This window comes from Pseudomonas sp. HLT2-19-2, assembly GCF_054898005.1.
Genome location: NZ_CM142712.1, coordinates 2,583,163 through 2,599,667 on the forward strand (window position 1 = coordinate 2,583,163; position 16,505 = coordinate 2,599,667).

A 16,505-nucleotide genomic window follows, 5' to 3' on the forward strand; every position below is an offset into this window, starting at 1 on the left:
AAAACCAGACGTATTTCTTCTTGGAAATCACGACGTATTACGTTCTATGGCTTCAAAAAACACGAAACCATTTAAACACCTCTTCAAGTTCATGCTGTTCACACAGCTGTCCGGCTTTGGTTTCCAGGGCAGGGATGATTGAAAAAGCGTCTGGCGGGAGTTGAGTTGTGTCAGCTTTGCGAGCAAGAGCAAGGACAAACCAGCAACAGCTCGCAAAGTAGAATGGACTGTCTTGTTTTGCCGTAAGCTTGAGCGCGCATGCGAGCGCCGCATAAGCCTCGTCCGGTTTTAGCCTCGCTATGATTGCCTCTCTGGCATGACTCAAAAACCATTCATCATTTTCAGAACGAGCAAGCTCGTTTTGTAGGCAATCTTCAAATTCGCTTACGACGCTCAATCGATATGTTCTCTTTCGTTTTTCAGCATTCGATAGTAAGTCGGATCGCTGATGCGATGCGTAACTCGGTGAGGGGGCAGCGAGAAAGCCGATTTTGTGAGTGGCCGGTTTTGGCCGACTGCTGCCTTTCGCGATGGACTGCAATCGACCCATAGGAGACGGTGGGCTTGTGGGCTTGTGGGCTGTGGGCACGGTTTCAGCTCCAATGTAAGCAATGAGGCTAGCGGGCAGGCCCTGCGAATGTGGTGTCCATCGTGTGTCGGTCGTAATCCAGCAGGTATGTATGATGCTGACGATACAGCTGTGAAAGCAGATCTTTGTTGGGGCCAACCACATCCATACCTCTGTCGTCGTAGGCCCCCGGTGTCAGGATAGTTGTCGCCTCTCCGAATTTTCCTGAAAAAGCATATCGGGGGCGGAAAGAGACTGGTCGTGCCGTACTATTCACCTGAACGCAAAGCCGCATTACTCAAGATGCTGCTTCCCCCGCTGAACCTGACAATGGCCGAGGTTTCCCGGCGTGAAGGGGTTAGCGAAATGTCTTTGTCCAACTGGCGCAAGAAGGTCAGTTCTGAAGGAAGCGCCGTGCCTGAAGACAAGCCACTCCCCGAGAACTGGTCTGCTGAAGCCCGGTTCGCTGTCGTCCTTGAAACCGCCGGTCTGTCGCAGCTCGAACTGGGTGAGTACTGCCGACGAAAAGGTCTGTACCCCGAACACGTCAGCGCCTGGCGCCAAGCCTGTATCACGGGGCAGCAGAGTGTTCAGAACCAACAAAAGGTCGACCGCGAACAATCTCGCAAGGACAAGAAACGTATTCAGCAACTAGAGCGCGAACTGCTGCGTAAAGACAAGGCGCTGGCCGAGACCGCCGCGTTGTTGGTGCTGCGAAAAAAGCTCAACGATTACTGGGGGATCGACAACGAGGACACCTGACCTCTTTGCCGGAACGGCAGTTGTTGGTGGCTTGGTTGATCGAAGCCATCGTGGCCGGTGCTCGAAAAATCAGAGCGTGCCAGGAGGTGGGGCTGTCGCTCAGAACCTTGCAGCGATGGACTCAGAGTGAGGATGTTCAAGCCGATGCCCGCACAACCACCGTGCGGCCCACGCCGCGTAATGCGTTGAGCGAGATCGAACGACAAGCGATCGTGACCCTGTGTAACAGCCCTGCGTATGCCCATTTGCCGCCGAGTCAGATCGTGCCGAGGCTGGCTGACGAGGGGCGTTATCTGGCGTCGGAAGCGACGTTTTATCGCATCCTGCGTGCAGCCGGTCAGCAACATCATCGGGGCCGTAGCCAGCGACCCAGACGGCATGCGGCACCGACGACGCATGTCGCCAAAGCGCCCAATCAGGTGTGGTCGTGGGACATCACGTATTTGCCGTCGCCGATACGCGGCAAGTACTACTACCTGTATTTGATCGAAGATATTTACAGCCGCAAGGCCGTGGGCTGGGAAGTTTACGAAGAAGAAAGCGGCGAAAAAGCCGCTGCGCTGCTGCAACGCAGCGTGATCGGCGAGCAGTGTTTACGCGAGCCGCTGGTGCTGCACTCGGACAATGGTGCGCCGATGAAATCGCTGACGCTGTTGAGCAAGATGTACGACCTGGGCATCACGCCGTCCCGTGGCCGACCGCGAGTGAGCAACGACAATCCGTACTCGGAGTCGCTGTTTAGAACGCTGAAATATTGCCCGCAATGGCCGCAGGAGGGTTTTGCCAGCTTGGACGCCGCACGCGCTTGGGTGAGGGATTTTATGCGTTGGTACAACAACGAGCACCGGCATAGCCGGATCCGCTTCGTGACACCGACGGAGCGGCATCGAGGGCTGGACCACCAGATCCTGGCGCGGCGACATGAGTTGTACGAACGAGCCAAAGAGAAAAAGCCGGAACGGTGGTCGGGTCGAACACGTAACTGGGAGCCGGTCGGTACCGTGCTGTTGAACCCGGATCGAGAGCAACAGGTTGAGAAAAGAGCGGCATAGTTAGACGGTTGACGCGACAACTACCTTGAAAAACGCCGCTCCGGCTCACTTTCGCAAAACCATTCCTCCGGATCTATCTCCTCACTCCAGACTGAGCATTCCGTGGGTATGTTAATGCCGGCAGATCGAAGAGCGTGAATCACGGGCCGATGAGCAAATCGGTTGCTGCCAGAATGAATGCGCAGACAAGCAACAAACGTCGCGTCATCAAGGAAGATATCGCTGCAGATCTTTGTTGATTTTCGTAGTGCTGTTAGAAATTGCTCAATCACTCCACCAGTTTCAGAGAGCTCAAAACGCAAACCTCCCGGATAGGAATAGAAAAGTGGCCTGGCAAATGCTTCGCCCCCAAAGATCCTCTGAATTTCAAGTTGTAGATTCACTAGATCCCTTCATGGCTACAAGCCCGACTCCATAGGTTGGGCGGTGCGGACGGATATTACTGTATACCTAAGATCTGAGCTAAGCCGCGAGCGTCCGTATATGGCTGTGGATTCAACCGATCGGCATCGACATCAGCCTAAAATCAACATCAAAATCCGAGAGCCGATGCCTATGTGGACGGTAGTACTTAGGTATGTGATCTTGGTGATATCGGTGTATAGCTTATTCCAGCGCTAGCCGAGAATCCTTTCTCATCAAATTTGGCCCAAGCGCTTCCCCATGAAAACCTTTCCAGGTCGGTCTGGAATGAGCGTGAAAGCTGTCGCCTGAATGAGTTTTTTAGAAAGTTGACTTCTAGTTCAATTAATTCTCTCGTAGGCCAGCCGTTTTCGGTTCCTGTGCGTGGCACAGAGGCGCCAATATGGACTTCAGTCAGTCGACCAGAATGGAAGCAAAGCGCCAAACCACCCGATACGCCTTCAATACTGATTCCCTGATACGTACGCCACACGTACCCGTTTTTGTGATCCTGTTCGGATCGGTAGAACTGCGCGAGTGGTGCCGCTGTGGTATCGGAGGTAAATGTACTTTCGATTACAAAGTTGCATCCAGCGATTGCTATATGGATAGAGCCATCTTTCGGGTTGATGGTGAGAGCGGGATTCAATGTCTGGCGGCCTAGCAGTCTAGTAGTGTGTGAGAGTTTAGCAGGTACTCATGAGTGACTGCTTTTGGCCCAGAGTGTGTAAAAACGCTTTCACAAACCCTTGCTATGATTTCTGAGGATTTCATCGCAGGGATCGCCCATGAAGCGCTTTATCCAAGGTGAACATCGAGGCCAAGGAACCTTCCTTCCGGAGAGCCTCGACGATTACGTCACGGATACCAATCCGGTGCGCGTAGTCGACGTCTTTGTCGACGAACTTGACCTGGTCAAACTGGGTTTTGAAGGCGCCATACCGGCAGATACTGGCCGGCCGGCTTACCATCCCGCTGTCCTGCTGAAGATCTACATCTACGGCTATCTCAACCGCATTCAGTCGAGCCGACGCCTGGAACGAGAAGCCCAACGCAACGTCGAACTGATGTGGCTGACCGGGCGTTTGATGCCCGATTTCAAGACCATTGCCAACTTCCGAAAAGACAACAGTAAGGCCATCCGAGGCGTCTGCCGCCAGTTCGTGGTGCTGTGCCAGCAGCTGGGATTATTCGGAGAAAATCTGGTTGCCATCGACGGCAGTAAATTCAAGGCGGTCAACAACCGCGACCGCAATTTCACCAGCGCCAAACTGAAGCGGCGAATGGAAGAAATTGAATCAAGTATCAATCGGTACCTGACTGCGCTCGACGAAGCCGATCGGCAAGAACCCTCGATCGCACAGCCCAAGGCTACTCGTCTGCAAGAGAAAATCGACAAGCTCAAAGCTCAGATGAAAGAGTTACAGGTCATTGAAACTCAGCTCAACGAATCGCCGGATAAACAGGTCTCACTGACCGATCCAGACGCCCGCTCCATGATGACTCGTGGCACTGGAATCGTCGGTTACAACGTGCAGACAGCGGTCGATACCCAGCACCATTTGATCGTTGCACATGAGGTGACCAACGTCGGTTCCGACCGCGATCAACTCAGCTCGATGGCCAAGCAGGCCCGCGAAGCGATGGCGTCAGAAACGCTTTCGGTAGTGGCTGACCGAGGTTACTTCAAAAGCGAAGAAATCCTGGCTTGTCACGATGCAGGCATCACCGCCTATGTGCCCAAGCCGATGACCTCTGGAGCCAAAGCAGACGGGCGTTTCAATAATGATGCCTTCATCTATGACGCGGCAAAAAACGAATACATTTGCCCGGCTGGAGAGGCGCTGATCTGGCGCTATACCAACATTGAAAAAGGCCTGACGTTGCACCGTTACTGGAGTTCGAAATGCCGGGGCTGCGCAATGAAACCGCAGTGCACACCGAGCACGGAACGGCGGGTTCGACGCTGGGAGCATGAAGCCGTACTGGAGGAAATGCAGAACAGGCTGAGCAATGCGCCGGACATGATGCGGATCCGCAAGCGTACGGTCGAGCATCCCTTCGGGACACTCAAACAATGGATGGGCGCCACGCATTTCCTGACACGAAAGCTGAACGGAGTAAGTGCGGAGATGAGCTTGAACGTCCTCGCCTACAACTTGAAGCGGGTCATGAAAATTCTCGGTACCAGCGGTTTAATGAAGGCGCTGTCGGCCTGAAGAGGTCTGTATTTTGGCCACCCAGCAAGGTAGAAGCGGCGCTGGGGGCTCCCAGGCCCTAGTAATGATCCGCAGGACTTGTTGCGAGCAATTACTCAGCTAACAACCGTCGGCGCTGCGCGCCGACAGTGCATCAGCGCGTTTTTACACACTCTGGGCCGAAAGCAGACATTACTCATACTACTCAAGTTTGAGAAATCGAATCGGGTGGTACCCAGTCCCCTAGCGTAGAATTTCCAAAACACGAGCCCACCCCGAGACGGACCCTCAATGCAAACCCCCGCCACCCAACACCCCCTCTGGAAAACCTACCTCCTTTTCCTGGCCCCCATGGTCCTCTCCAATTTCCTCCAATCCATGTCGGGCACCATCAACAGCATCTACATCGGCCAAATGCTTGGCACTCAAGCCCTGGCTGCCGTCTCGGGCATGTTCCCCATCGTCTTCTTCTTCATCGCCCTGGTTATCGGCCTCGGCGCGGGTGCGGGTGTGCTGATCGGCCAAGCCTGGGGCGCGCGTGAACCGCATCTGGTGAAGACCATCGCCGGCACAACCTTGCTGTTAGGCGCAATGATCGGCCTGACAGCAGCGGTACTCGGCAGCGTATTCGCAAGACCAGCGTTGCAGGGCTTGGGGACCCCGGCAGACGTACTCGACGACGCAGTGTCCTACGCCCACGTAATGATGTGGATCATGCCGTCCCTCCTGGTCTACGTACTCTTCACCCAACTCCTGCGCGGGGTGAGCGATACGGTGTCGCCGCTGGTGGCGTTGGTGGTGTCAACGTGTATCGGGTTGGCGCTGACGCCGGCGTTGATTCGCGGTTGGTTCGGGCTGCCGATGATGGGGATTCAGAGTGCGGCGTATGCCGGGTTGGCGGGTAATTTGTCGGCGATGGGGTGGCTGGCGTGGCGGTTGATTCGCAAGGGGCATCCGTTGGCGCCGGATCGGGAGATGTTTGCGGCGATGCGGTTGGACTTGGTGATTCTCGGCAAGGTGCTGCGCATCGGGTTGCCGACCGGGTTGCAGATGGTGGTGTTGTCGGTGTCGGAGCTGGTGATTCTGGCGCTGGTGAATCAGCACGGTTCGCAGGCGACGGCGGCGTATGGGGCGGTGACGCAGATCGTCAATTACGTGCAGTTTCCGGCGCTGTCGATTGCGATCACGGCGTCGATCCTCGGCGCTCAGGCGATTGGGGCAGGGCGCCTTGAGCGCATGGCGCCGATTCTGCGCACGGGGCTGTTGATCAATGTGTGCCTGACCGGTGGGTTGGTGGTGTTGGGTTACTTGTTGTCGCACTGGTTGCTGGGGTTGTTCCTCACGGAGGATTCCACCCGGGCGATGGCGGAACACCTGTTGCACATCATGCTCTGGAGCCTATTGGTGTTCGGCTTCCAGGCGATCGTCGGCGGCATCATGCGCGCCAGCGGCTCGGTGCTGGTGCCGATGGCGATTTCGATTGTTTGCGTGGTGCTGGTGCAATTGCCGGTGGCGTATGCGTTGGATGCGCGGTTCGGGTTGCAGGGTGTGTGGATGGCGTTTCCGGTGGCGTATCTGGGGATGCTGGCATTGCAGACGGCGTATTACAAAATGGTCTGGCAGCATCAGAAGATTGAGCGGTTGGTGTAGGCGGGCAGGAGGAGCGCTGACCGTGCAGTTGATTAGGTTTAACGTGCTGTCCGTACGCTCGATAAAGTTAGTGTGTTTTTTAAAGTGAAAAGTATGACTATTGTAGTGGGTGTCAGTTCTAAATGAGAGTGGGTCGCTATTGCACTTATCGTGAGCATGGCAACAACTAATGGATCCAATAAACACTGTTTTAAACTTATGTAATTCACTAGGCCAGTTACCATGGGGGTTCTGGGGGAAATGCACGTGCTACTGCGATGCGAATGTCTTTTCGCAGTAACCACCGTCTGTCGGTGGTGTGATCAAAAAATGAACATTCCAGGATCCCTGGCCTCTGATCCTGCAGCACGTCACCCAAGACCTGCTCCTGCAGCCGCAGAAAAGAAGTGGAAAATAAACCTCATGGGCATTGAATGCTAATGGGGATTTTTTTACCTGAAATTCAGGAGGCAATAATAAGCCGGTCATTGGTTTGCCAGGCGAATCAATGGGCTAAGCAGTGCCAAGTTTATGATTTGGCATATCTTATAAAAGTAAGATCGTACAGGGTTTTGAAGCGTTGGATGCCCTGTTAATTATCGATCTGTACTATCGAATAAGGTGGGGAAAGTACCGTGGCGATAAATACAATTATGAGCCTGCTCGAAAATAAAGAGTTTATGGGGTTTTTGCGATTGGGCGTGATTTACGTTCATTTAGTGTCGTGTTGTGTGGCCATTGGCTTGGTATTGACCAGTGATATTGCGATGGTTAGAGATCTGTTAAAACGAAAAGCATTCACTGAGCATGATCATGCTCACATGGAAAGTCTTCAGAAGTCTGTCATCGTTGCATTGATAGCTTTGTGGGTGACCGGCATCGCCGTCATCGGTATTGATTACCTGGAAAAAGGTATGAATTACTTTATGAATCCAAAGCTTCACGCCAAAGTGATTATTGTCGTGTTGCTGAGTTACAACGGCCTGTTGTTGCATCGCCTGGTATTGCCCGCGCTGCAAAAGGCAGGCTCGTTGCTCAATCTTGGCTTCAGCGCACGGATGATGGCGCTGTTCTGCGGCTCGCTGTCGGCCGTGTCCTGGATGTATGCGGCCATGCTGGGAGTCGGGCGCCCGTTGGCCTGGAAATACTCCCTTTGCGAACTGTTGATGGCGTATCCGCTACTGATTGCACTGGGTTTCCTGACGATGCTGGCATTGACTCAGCGTGTGAAACTACAGGACTCCGTTGTTATTTCTCCGCAGACAGTTGCGAGCGCACGTTAGTCCGCTTCACTGCGTAAACCTTGCGGGCTTGTCCTGAGCCTGACAGGCGCGACCTTCTTTGTGCAGGTGATAATAAAAGCCTGCATCAGGGAGGTCGCTTTGTTTTGAGTCGGAAGGTCGGATACATCACGGCTGAGCTTGATGTCAGCCACCGTCAGACCGACAATCCTGAGTGACCGTGTGAAGCGAACCGGCAGGCGTGATCGCCTGAGGAGGTTTTCAATGAGTTCCTCATCGCCAACCCTCTTGCAGGACCGTGCCGCGGCCGGTCGACGTCTTGTGGAGCCGTTACTCAAATACGCGCATAGACCCGATGTCATCGTCCTCGCCTTGCCCCGTGGCGGTGTGCCGGTCGCTTATGAAGTGGCCACCGCCCTGGAGGTTCGCCTCGACCTGATGCTGGTGCGCAAGCTCGGGGTTCCGTCCCATCAGGAGCTCGCCATGGGCGCCATCGCCAGCGGCGACATCCAAATCCTCAATGAACACGCGCTGCGGGCCCACCCGATTGATCAGGCCACGTTCGACACCGTGGTCGCACGGGAAACCCGGGAGCTGTTGCGCCGCGAGCAGGTTTACCGGGGAACGCGCGCGCCTGTGCAACTCAAGGATCAGGTGGTGATCCTGATCGACGACGGCCTGGCGACAGGCGCCTCGATGATGGCGGCGATACACGCGGTGCGTGTGCACGCGCCGTCTCGTATCGTCGTCGCCGTGCCGGTGGCGCCGATTGAGACGGCGGAGGCGCTGCGCAGTGAGGTGGATGAGTTGATATGCCCGCTCATTCCCGACTGGCTCATGTCGATCGGCCGTTGGTACATGGACTTTACCCAGACCTCGGATGCCGAAGTCATCAAGCTGTTGCAGCGGGCGTGGCTGCGAGAGTCCAGCGCCGCTGATCATCATCGCCAATAGCGACTCAAGAAGGATGCGAGGCCTCTAGCCAGTTTTCAAACCGGGTCGCTCCGACAATGGGCTTATCGCCTGGCGTGAGGGACTTGTCATCGATCGGCGCGCCGAAGTAAGGAACCGTGTCGTCCGGAACCGCCTCGTGCGGGTCCTTGGTGTGTTTCAGGTACTCACTCACGAACTCGACAATGGGGCGGCGATCCGGGCCGGTTACTTCCACGGTCTGATTGATCGGCGCTTTTTGAGCGATAGCCGTCAGTGCGGCCGCGACGTCGACCGAGGCCACCGGTTGCAACGCGGCGGACGTTAAATGGATGATGTTGCCGTCCTCGCGATCTGAGTAAGCAACGGCACCCACGAACTCGAAGAACTGCGTGGCCCGCAGATCAGCCCACTTCCTCCGATGATGACGAATTTCATGGCCAATCTCCCGATGCGGTGAGTCGGGCAGTCATTAAACACCCGGGCGGCGGCCGTTTCGGGTGGCCACTCGTGTTGGCCGACAGGTGGTCGGAAGTCTGAGCGCCTGGTGGAATAAACCGCGTTCTTTTGCTTTAGTCCACCTATCGCTGGCTAACGTGTGCGGCGCCTCAGCTCATGACGGGAGCCCCGACCGGAGAATCCCATGAAACATCGATTCCCGACCTGCGCGGTGCTGGTTGCCGCCCTCGCATTCGGCGCGTTGCCTTGCGTCCAGGCGGTTGAGTACACGCAGGTGAATGAAACCGCCAGCACGATCTCCTTCACGTTTAAACAGTTCTCCTCGCGGGTATACGGCACGTTCGGCAAGTTTGACGCCACGCTTGATTTCGACACGGCGAACCCGTCAGCAGCCCACACCGCACTCACCATCCAGCTCGACAGCATCGATGCCGGAAGCAGCGACGCCAACAGCGAACTGCAAAAGCCGGCCTGGTTCGACTCGGCAACGTATCCAGTGGCGACGTTTGAATCGACCGGCGTAAAGGTGTTGAGCGACAACCACTACTCGATCACCGGAAAACTTACGCTCAGGGGGATCACGCGTGAAGTGGATGTGCCGGTGCTGCTGAAGTCCGAGAATGCCATCGGGATTTTCGATGGCCAGTTAACGCTCAAACGCAGCGACTTCAAAGTCGGTGAGGGTGAATGGGCCGACGGTGTTGTCTCTGACAAAATCAACATCCGGTTTCGCATGGTTGCGCCGCAGCAGTAACGTGCGTCTGGTACTCCACGTTGTTTGCACCTCGCCACAGGGACTTGTCCATACCGGCGAGTACTTTTGTAAGCCACGCTGCTCCAGCACGTTATGATAGGCACGCCCGCGAACACATTCTTCACGTCCGTCCCAGAGTCAGAGCACGAATGCCCCAGATCACCCATTTCAAAACCCCGTGCCCCGAGCACATCAATAGCCAGATCCTGCAGATGGTGGTCGATTACCTGACCGACATCAGCATGATCGCTATCGCGCCGAGCAACCTGTTGTACAACGTGTACCAGTACGCGATCGGCTACGAGGTTCATCTGTATCTGGAGGCATTGAACGGGGCGAAAGGGATTGCCGTGGAGTTGCTCGTCGCGACCGACGAAGACGACCCCGAGAAGGTTGTCGGCTTCTTGCTGTACTTGCCGGTCAAGGACGATCCCGAGGCGTGCGGCGTGGCGTATATGGCGGTGCATGCGAGCCATCGGCGTCAGGGTGTCGCCCGAAAGATGCTGCGGGAGATGGTCGGCCGCTATCCGCATGCCGAACTGACGTGCGCTGTGACCAAGGTTCCGTATTTTGAGGCAATGGGGTTTCAGCTAGTGGGCGTGCGCGGTACTCAGGTGCTGATGAACACCCGTGACCATGGCACCGACGGCTTGATGGCCCTGCTGGACGTGGCGTCGATCTACAGCTCGCTGGAGGTGCGACAGATTCATACGTACCTGCTGCAAAAACACGGTAAGCGCGCGATGCTCGATGCGGAAAAGCAGCGTGACCGACATCTGGACCAGATGACGCGCAAAGCGAACGATTTTGTCCGGGAGCGACTGGGTGAAGGTGCCGTGCCAGCCCATTCCCCTCGACTGCGGTTGGTCTAAGTCACCTTCGACGCAATGCAAAAAAAGCCCTTGGTGCGGACAACGCGCCAAGGGCTTTTTTGTGTCTGTTTCAGGCATCAACCCCGGCGACCTCTCCTGCGTCTCCACGCGCACTCCTTTCAACCATCCCCACGATGGTTTCAAACAATTCGTCCTGTGCCTGCACGGCAGTAACTTCTCCATTTGCCGCGGCGTGGGACAAGGCTTCCGCCGCACCGAGCATCGCCCGCAATCCCGCTGCCTTGATATCACCCGAACCAGCAAAAGGGGCGAGGGCGGTCCGGCACTTGTTCAGGAAAATCGCTTCGTACTCGCGTTTGATCTTCTCCAGTTCCGGGGAGCTGGCCAGTGCCGCGATGACGCCGGGGATCTCGTTGCCCTGAAGCAACACGCAGTCGACATACGACGAGGCGATCACTCTTGCGGTGCCGGGCAACGTCGGTTCGCTGTCCTGAAGCGCAGCATCCATCAGCGCAGTCTGTCGGGCATCGAAGTCCTGGTAGAGCGCCGCCAGTAACCCGGATCGCGTGGTGAAGTGATCGTAAACCACCGGTTTGGTCACCCCGGCTTGCTCGGCGAGCCGCCCCAATGTCAGCGCGTCCGTGCCTTCTTCCCGAACGAGTTGCCAGGCGACGTCCAGCAACTGGCGTTGGCGGTCCTCCCGGGACATTCGTCGTCGCGGTGGCGGGGTGGAGTCTTGCGCGTCTGTTTCGGGGGTTGACATGGCTATGTACCAAAAGTAACTTACTGATCGTAACTTACCAAGAGTATATAAGGTCCGCCTTGTGCTCTCAATCAGGAGTTTCCAGCATGCACGCGCTTATCGTTGTGGCTCATCACGATCCTCGTTCGTTGACGCAAAGCCTGGCCGCGCAAGTCGCTGAGGGCATCGCCCTGGACGATCCCGGTCACACCGTTGAAATCGCCGACCTCTCGGCCGAAGGGTTCGATCCGAAGTTCAGCGCCGCTGATCTGGCAGTGCATCACCGGGAGGCACCGCCCCCTGCTGATGTGGTTGCCGAGCAAGCGCGGATTGACCGCGCCGATGCGCTGGTGCTGGTTTATCCCGTCTACTGGTGGTCGATGCCGGCGCTGCTCAAGGGCTGGATTGATCGGGTGTTCGCCAACGGCTGGGCGTTCGATTTCGGTGCAGATGCCATGCTGGAGAAGAAGCTTGGCCATCTACGGGTTCACCTGATCGGAGTGGGCGGTGCCGACGCTACAACCTACGCCCGGCACGGTTATGCCGAGGCCATGAAGACGCAGATTGACCATGGAATTTTTGACTATTGCGGTGCGCAGGTGGTGACGTCCGAACTGCTGCTCGAATCGGAAATTCAGGATCCAGCTGTACATTTGGACGCCGCGAGAAGCCTAGGTCGCGAGCTCTTTGCGGCCTCCAGATCCCTCAACTCTGCTAAACCTGTTCGCCCGGCCAGCCAGCCCGACGCAGCGCGTTGAGCAGCGTCCCGGCATCCAGTCCCGGCACCGCATGGCCATTGCCTTCGGCAGTATCGGAGGCCAGCAAGGCATTGATGATCGCTTCCTCCACCGCTTCGGTGGCGGCCAGGAACAGCTCGCTGATGTGGTCGTTGTTGACCATGCTCAGGTTGTCGCAGGTCGGCGCGCCTTTGCCCTCATAAGCGGCCGGCGGCACGTGTTGGTTGCCGGTGGCGAAGGCGATGAAGATGTCACCGCTGTGGTCTTCATTACCGCCGCCGGTGCGGGCGAGGCCGAGGCTGGCGCGTTGCGCGAGGCGCGTGCACTGGTGTGGCAGCAACGGCGCATCGGTGGCCAGGCAAACGACGATCGAGCCCATGCCAGGATGCGGCAAGGACGCCTTGAGGAACGGCGAGTCGGCCTTTTCCATGTAGCGCCCGACCGGGTAACCGTCGACGCGCAATTCGTTGCGGATGCCGTGGTTGGCCTGAACGATGGCGCCGACGGTCCAGCCGCCCTGAGCACTGTTCAGACGTCGCGAAGCAGTGCCGATCCCGCCCTTGAATTCGTGACAGATCATGCCGCTGCCGCCGCCGACGGCGCCTTCACTGACTGGGCCATCCACCGCCGTGCGCAGGGCTTCGGCGACATGTTCCGGCTTCACGTGGAAACCGTTGATGTCGTTGAGCAGACCGTCGAAGGTCTCCAGCACCACGGGCATGTTCCAGTAGAGGCGCCCGTCATCGGGCTGGTTCTGGCGATCCAGCGTCACCAGCGCATCGCGCACAACGCCCAGGCTGTGGGTGTTGGTGAAAGCGACCGGGCTGGTCAAAAGGCCTGCCTCGCGAATCCACTCAAGTCCCGTGGCATCACCGTTGCCGTTGAGCACATGGACGCCGGCAAAGCACGGTTGCTGGTTGGTGGAACCAGCACGCGGCTCGATCACGGTGACGCCGGTCAGGATGTCGCGGCCATTCGCCGTGCGTCCTCGCACATTGCAGTGGCCGACTCGGACGCCAGGGACATCGGTAATGGCGTTGAGCGGGCCGGGTTGCAGTTGGCCGAAGTGGATGTTCAGGTCGCGGGCACGTGGTTTCATCGTTTCTCTCATCTTCAATTTATTCAAAAAAGTTATTGGCTAACGCAATCCCTGTAGCAGATGCCGCTACGGCGGGGCTTACTGACCGTTTTTGACTTTGCTCCAGATCCGCGTGCGCACGCGCTCGGTGGCGGGCGGCAGAGGCTGAAGGGTGAATAACGTGGCCATGGCTTCGGCCGACGGATACGCGGCCGGGTTGTTGCGGGTGGCTTCGGCCATCAGGGGCGTCGCGCTGCGGTTGCCATTGGGGTAGGAGAGGTGATCGCTGACGGGGGCGATGACTTCGGGGCGCATCAGGTAGTCGATGAAGGCCAGGCCCTGCTCCGGGTGCGGCGCGTCCTTGAGCAACACCAGCGTGTCGAACCACACCGGCGCGCCTTCCTTCGGCAGGCTGTAGGCGATCTTCACGCCGTTGTTGGCCTGCTCGGCATTGGTCTTGGCTTCCAGCATCGCGCCGGACCAGCCCACAGCCACGCAGATGTTGCCGTTGGCCAGGTCGCTGATGAACTTGGACGAGTTGAAGTAGGCAATGTGCGGACGCAGCTTGAGCAGCAGCGCTTCGGCCTTTTTGTAGTCCTCGGGGTTGGTACTGTTAGGTGGCAGACCGAGGTAGTGCAGGGCGACTGGCAGCATCTCGGCCGGCGAGTCGAGCATGGCCACGCCGCACTGGCCGAGCTTGGCCAGGTTCTCTTCGTTGAACACCAGGTCCCAGGAGTCCACTGGCGCCTTGTCGCCCAGCGCGGCGCGGACCTTGTCGATGTTGTAGCCGATGCCGTTGGTGCCCCACAGATACGGCACGGCGTACTTGTTGCCCGGATCGTTGTTGGCCAGTTTCGCCAACAGGTCAGCGTCCATGTTTTTGAAATCAGGCATCTGAGCGTGCGGCAGAGGGGCCAGTGCACCGGCCTTGATCAGGGTCGGCAGGCTGAAGTTGCTGGCCACCACCACGTCGTATCCACTGCGGCTGGTGAGCAATTTGCCCTCCAGGACTTCGGCGCTGTCGAAGGTGTCGTAGACCGGCGAAATTCCAGTGTCACGTTTGAAATCCTGCAGGGTCGTGGGACCAATGTAGTCATACCAGTTGTACACGTGAACTGTCGGGCCCTCGGCGGCAACCGCCGATAGCGAGACCGACAGACAGGCGCCCAGTCCAAGATTGATATACGCACGGTGACGACTCATGATGCGGCACTCCTGGCCTGCTGCAGGCCGGTGATGATCAGGTGTTTGCAGCGTATCGGCAGGGAGTGGACTCACCCATTCCCATCATGGGTTACTCGAAAGGGGTAGTGCGTGGACGCGTTGTTGAAAGAGTTACCGGTGCACCAAGGGCTGGCGCGGGTATTTGGTGCAGTGGGGCAGGACGGGTTCTGGCGCGCGCTCGTCGACACGCTGCGCCTGCTGGTGCCGCTGGATAATGCGTTGGTCGCGGTGATGCGGGCCGGGCGGGTGCCGCGCCTGCTGATTGATTTCGACGCCAAAGGTGGCGCCGACGAGCATGAAGAACTGGCGGACTATAGCGCCGGCATGTACCTGCTCGATCCGTTTTATCAGGCTGCCTGCGCCGGCATTGCCGACGGCTTGCACAACCTCGACTCGGTCGCACCTGACCAGTTCCAGCAGAGCGAGTACTACCTGAGCTACTTTGGCACCGTGGTGGGCGGTGACGAGTTGCAGTTCATGGTCAACGTCGATGGCGCCGTGCTCGGTTTGTCCCTCGGCCGCTCGACGCGGTTCAGCCTTGAAGAGCAGGGTCGCCTGCTCTGCGTGCGTGATTGGGTGCTGGCGGCGATGCGCCGTCACCTGCAATTAATGCCGCCGGAAGGACCGGCCGCCGAAGCGGTGGCCGGGGATCTGGCGACCCTGCTGGATCGCTTCGACGCGCGCCTGTCGGTGCGGGAAATCGAAACGGCGCGACTGATTCTCCAGGGCTTCTCAAGCAAGGCCATCGCCCAACAGATGGGCATTTCCCCTGAGACGGTGAAGGTGCACCGGCGCAACCTCTATCACAAGCTCAATGTGAATGGACATGGTGAGTTGTTTGCGTTGGTGCTCAATCCTCCAGCCTGAACACCAACGCCTTTAACCCGCATTCAACATCGGCGTCCGCAAACTCCGGCGGATTGTCCAGCCGTTGCTCGAAACGCAGGCTCGGTGCTTCGCGGGTGACGCCGTCGATGAGGAAGTCCGGACCGAACGCCGGATCGTTCATGCACGCCAGAACCGTGCCCTGGGGGCCGAGCAGTTCCGGCAGCCGGCGCAGCACGCGCTGGTAGTCCTTGGTCAGCAGAAAACTGCCTTTCTGAAAGGACGGCGGGTCGATGATCACCAGGTCGTAAGGGCCCTTGCCGATCACCTTGCCCCAGGATTTGAACAGGTCATGACCGAGGAAAGTCACCTTGCTCAAGTCGTGGCCGTTGAGCCGGTGATTGTCGCGGCCACGGCTCAGGGCCGGGCTCGACATGTCCAGATTGACCACGTGCGTTGCACCACCTTCGATGGCCGCCACCGAGAATCCGCAGGTGTAGGCGAACAGGTTCAGCACGCGCTTGCCCTGGGCATTGGCCCGCACCCAGTCGCGGCCGTAACGCATGTCGAGGAACAGGCCAGTGTTCTGTTTGCGGCCCAGGTCCACCCGGTAATGCAGACCGCCCTCGGTGATCGTCATCTCGTCGATCGCATCCCCCAACAGCCACTCGGTCGTGCTTTGCAGCAGGTAGCGATGTTGCAGCAAGAGCGTGTGCGCGCCGGATTGCGTCCACGCAGGCGATTGCGTGACGTCCATCAGCTTCTGTTTCAACGCGTCCAGTTGCGATGCTTCGGGTTCCTTGAACAGCGACACCAGCACCACGCCCTGCAGCCAATCGACGGTCAATTGCTCCAGCCCCGGCCAGCAACGGCCACGGCCGTGGAACAGCCGGCGGGTTTCGGCGGGGGCCGCTGCCAGGGCCGTCAGTAAATGGTCGTGGAGGGTGGAGAGGGCGTCTGAGTTCATCGGGCAGCGTCGGCAATGAGAAGGGGCGGCATTTTAAACACAATTGCGGCGCGAGGACCGCTGCAAGGCGCCGAGAGTTATCACGTTTAATTTAACTTTACGTG

Annotated in this window: 16 protein-coding genes and 1 pseudogene; 9 read left to right on the plus strand and 8 right to left on the minus strand. The window is 57.8% G+C overall.

Annotation, left to right across the window (positions count from 1 at the left end; all coding sequences use genetic code 11):
• Nucleotides 1-52: 52 nt before the first annotated feature.
• Together ACYZTU_RS12085 and ACYZTU_RS12090 are read right to left on the minus strand one after the other, a co-directional pair.
• A complete protein-coding gene (locus ACYZTU_RS12085; protein ID WP_461970399.1) occupies nucleotides 53-397 on the minus strand; it encodes a hypothetical protein in 345 nt (114 codons plus the stop codon).
• A gap of 220 nt (nucleotides 398-617) precedes the next feature.
• On the minus strand, nucleotides 618-863 hold the full coding sequence (locus ACYZTU_RS12090; protein ID WP_461970401.1) for a DUF3885 domain-containing protein: 246 nt from the start codon (nucleotides 861-863) through the stop codon (nucleotides 618-620).
• Between ACYZTU_RS12090 and ACYZTU_RS12095 the strand changes: the two genes are divergently transcribed.
• Nucleotides 830-2,382, plus strand: a protein-coding gene (locus ACYZTU_RS12095) for an IS3 family transposase (RefSeq protein WP_461964900.1) whose coding sequence is annotated in 2 segments (ribosomal slippage) — nucleotides 830-1,292 and nucleotides 1,292-2,382 — 1,554 coding nt in all. Because the reading frame shifts where the segments join, the coding sequence is not laid out codon by codon here. The genes ACYZTU_RS12090 and ACYZTU_RS12095 overlap by 34 nt on opposite strands.
• Before the next feature lie 20 nt (nucleotides 2,383-2,402).
• Here the strand turns inward: ACYZTU_RS12095 and ACYZTU_RS12100 are convergent.
• Nucleotides 2,403-2,765, minus strand: a complete 363-nt coding sequence (locus tag ACYZTU_RS12100; RefSeq protein ID WP_461970403.1) for a DUF3885 domain-containing protein — start codon at nucleotides 2,763-2,765, stop codon at nucleotides 2,403-2,405.
• Between the two features lie 807 nt (nucleotides 2,766-3,572).
• Here ACYZTU_RS12100 and ACYZTU_RS12105 point away from each other — a divergent pair.
• From ACYZTU_RS12105 to ACYZTU_RS12120, 4 genes are all read left to right on the plus strand, one after another.
• Nucleotides 3,573-5,003 (plus strand): IS1182 family transposase, encoded by a 1,431-nt coding sequence (locus ACYZTU_RS12105; RefSeq protein ID WP_461965502.1) that lies wholly within the window; start codon nucleotides 3,573-3,575, stop codon nucleotides 5,001-5,003.
• A 270-nt stretch (nucleotides 5,004-5,273) separates the two neighbouring features.
• Complete coding sequence (locus tag ACYZTU_RS12110) at nucleotides 5,274-6,632, plus strand: MATE family efflux transporter (RefSeq protein WP_461970405.1); 1,359 nt, start codon at nucleotides 5,274-5,276, stop codon at nucleotides 6,630-6,632.
• 614 nt (nucleotides 6,633-7,246) lie between these two features.
• Nucleotides 7,247-7,894: a hypothetical protein gene (locus ACYZTU_RS12115; protein WP_461970407.1), complete on the plus strand. Its 648-nt coding sequence runs from the start codon at nucleotides 7,247-7,249 to the stop codon at nucleotides 7,892-7,894.
• A 222-nt stretch (nucleotides 7,895-8,116) separates the two neighbouring features.
• Nucleotides 8,117-8,806, plus strand: a complete 690-nt coding sequence (locus ACYZTU_RS12120; RefSeq protein WP_461970409.1) for a phosphoribosyltransferase — start codon at nucleotides 8,117-8,119, stop codon at nucleotides 8,804-8,806.
• Nucleotides 8,807-8,810: 4 nt separating this feature from the next.
• Here the strand turns inward: ACYZTU_RS12120 and ACYZTU_RS12125 are convergent.
• Nucleotides 8,811-9,185: pseudogene (locus ACYZTU_RS12125) on the minus strand (NmrA family transcriptional regulator); the annotation flags it as partial.
• 240 nt (nucleotides 9,186-9,425) lie between these two features.
• On the opposite strand from ACYZTU_RS12125, the gene ACYZTU_RS12130 reads away from it, so the two are divergent.
• Together ACYZTU_RS12130 and ACYZTU_RS12135 are read left to right on the plus strand one after the other, a co-directional pair.
• Complete coding sequence (locus ACYZTU_RS12130) at nucleotides 9,426-9,995, plus strand: YceI family protein (protein WP_461970411.1); 570 nt, start codon at nucleotides 9,426-9,428, stop codon at nucleotides 9,993-9,995.
• Nucleotides 9,996-10,144: 149 nt separating this feature from the next.
• Complete coding sequence (locus tag ACYZTU_RS12135) at nucleotides 10,145-10,867, plus strand: GNAT family N-acetyltransferase (protein WP_461970413.1); 723 nt, start codon at nucleotides 10,145-10,147, stop codon at nucleotides 10,865-10,867.
• A 70-nt stretch (nucleotides 10,868-10,937) separates the two neighbouring features.
• Here ACYZTU_RS12135 and ACYZTU_RS12140 read toward each other — a convergent pair whose 3' ends face one another.
• The gene (locus ACYZTU_RS12140) at nucleotides 10,938-11,591 is read right to left on the minus strand and encodes a TetR/AcrR family transcriptional regulator (protein ID WP_461970415.1); all 654 of its coding nucleotides are present in this window, start codon (nucleotides 11,589-11,591) and stop codon (nucleotides 10,938-10,940) included.
• 86 nt (nucleotides 11,592-11,677) lie between these two features.
• On the opposite strand from ACYZTU_RS12140, the gene ACYZTU_RS12145 reads away from it, so the two are divergent.
• Entirely contained in the window at nucleotides 11,678-12,328 is a 651-nt protein-coding gene (locus ACYZTU_RS12145; protein ID WP_461970417.1) for an NAD(P)H-dependent oxidoreductase, read from the plus strand.
• On the opposite strand, the gene ACYZTU_RS12150 is transcribed toward ACYZTU_RS12145, so the two are convergent.
• Together ACYZTU_RS12150 and ACYZTU_RS12155 are read right to left on the minus strand one after the other, a co-directional pair.
• On the minus strand, nucleotides 12,285-13,406 hold the full coding sequence (locus ACYZTU_RS12150) for a DmpA family aminopeptidase (RefSeq protein WP_461970419.1): 1,122 nt from the start codon (nucleotides 13,404-13,406) through the stop codon (nucleotides 12,285-12,287). The genes ACYZTU_RS12145 and ACYZTU_RS12150 overlap by 44 nt on opposite strands.
• Nucleotides 13,407-13,484: 78 nt before the next feature.
• Entirely contained in the window at nucleotides 13,485-14,588 is a 1,104-nt protein-coding gene (locus ACYZTU_RS12155) for an extracellular solute-binding protein (RefSeq protein ID WP_461970421.1), read from the minus strand.
• A 111-nt stretch (nucleotides 14,589-14,699) separates the two neighbouring features.
• Between ACYZTU_RS12155 and ACYZTU_RS12160 the strand changes: the two genes are divergently transcribed.
• Nucleotides 14,700-15,476 carry a helix-turn-helix transcriptional regulator gene (locus ACYZTU_RS12160; RefSeq protein ID WP_461970423.1) on the plus strand — a complete coding sequence of 259 codons (777 nt, stop codon included), beginning with the start codon at nucleotides 14,700-14,702 and terminating at the stop codon, nucleotides 15,474-15,476.
• On the opposite strand, the gene ACYZTU_RS12165 is transcribed toward ACYZTU_RS12160, so the two are convergent.
• Nucleotides 15,460-16,401: a class I SAM-dependent methyltransferase gene (locus ACYZTU_RS12165; protein ID WP_461970425.1), complete on the minus strand. Its 942-nt coding sequence runs from the start codon at nucleotides 16,399-16,401 to the stop codon at nucleotides 15,460-15,462. The genes ACYZTU_RS12160 and ACYZTU_RS12165 overlap by 17 nt on opposite strands.
• Nucleotides 16,402-16,505: the final 104 nt, after the last annotated feature.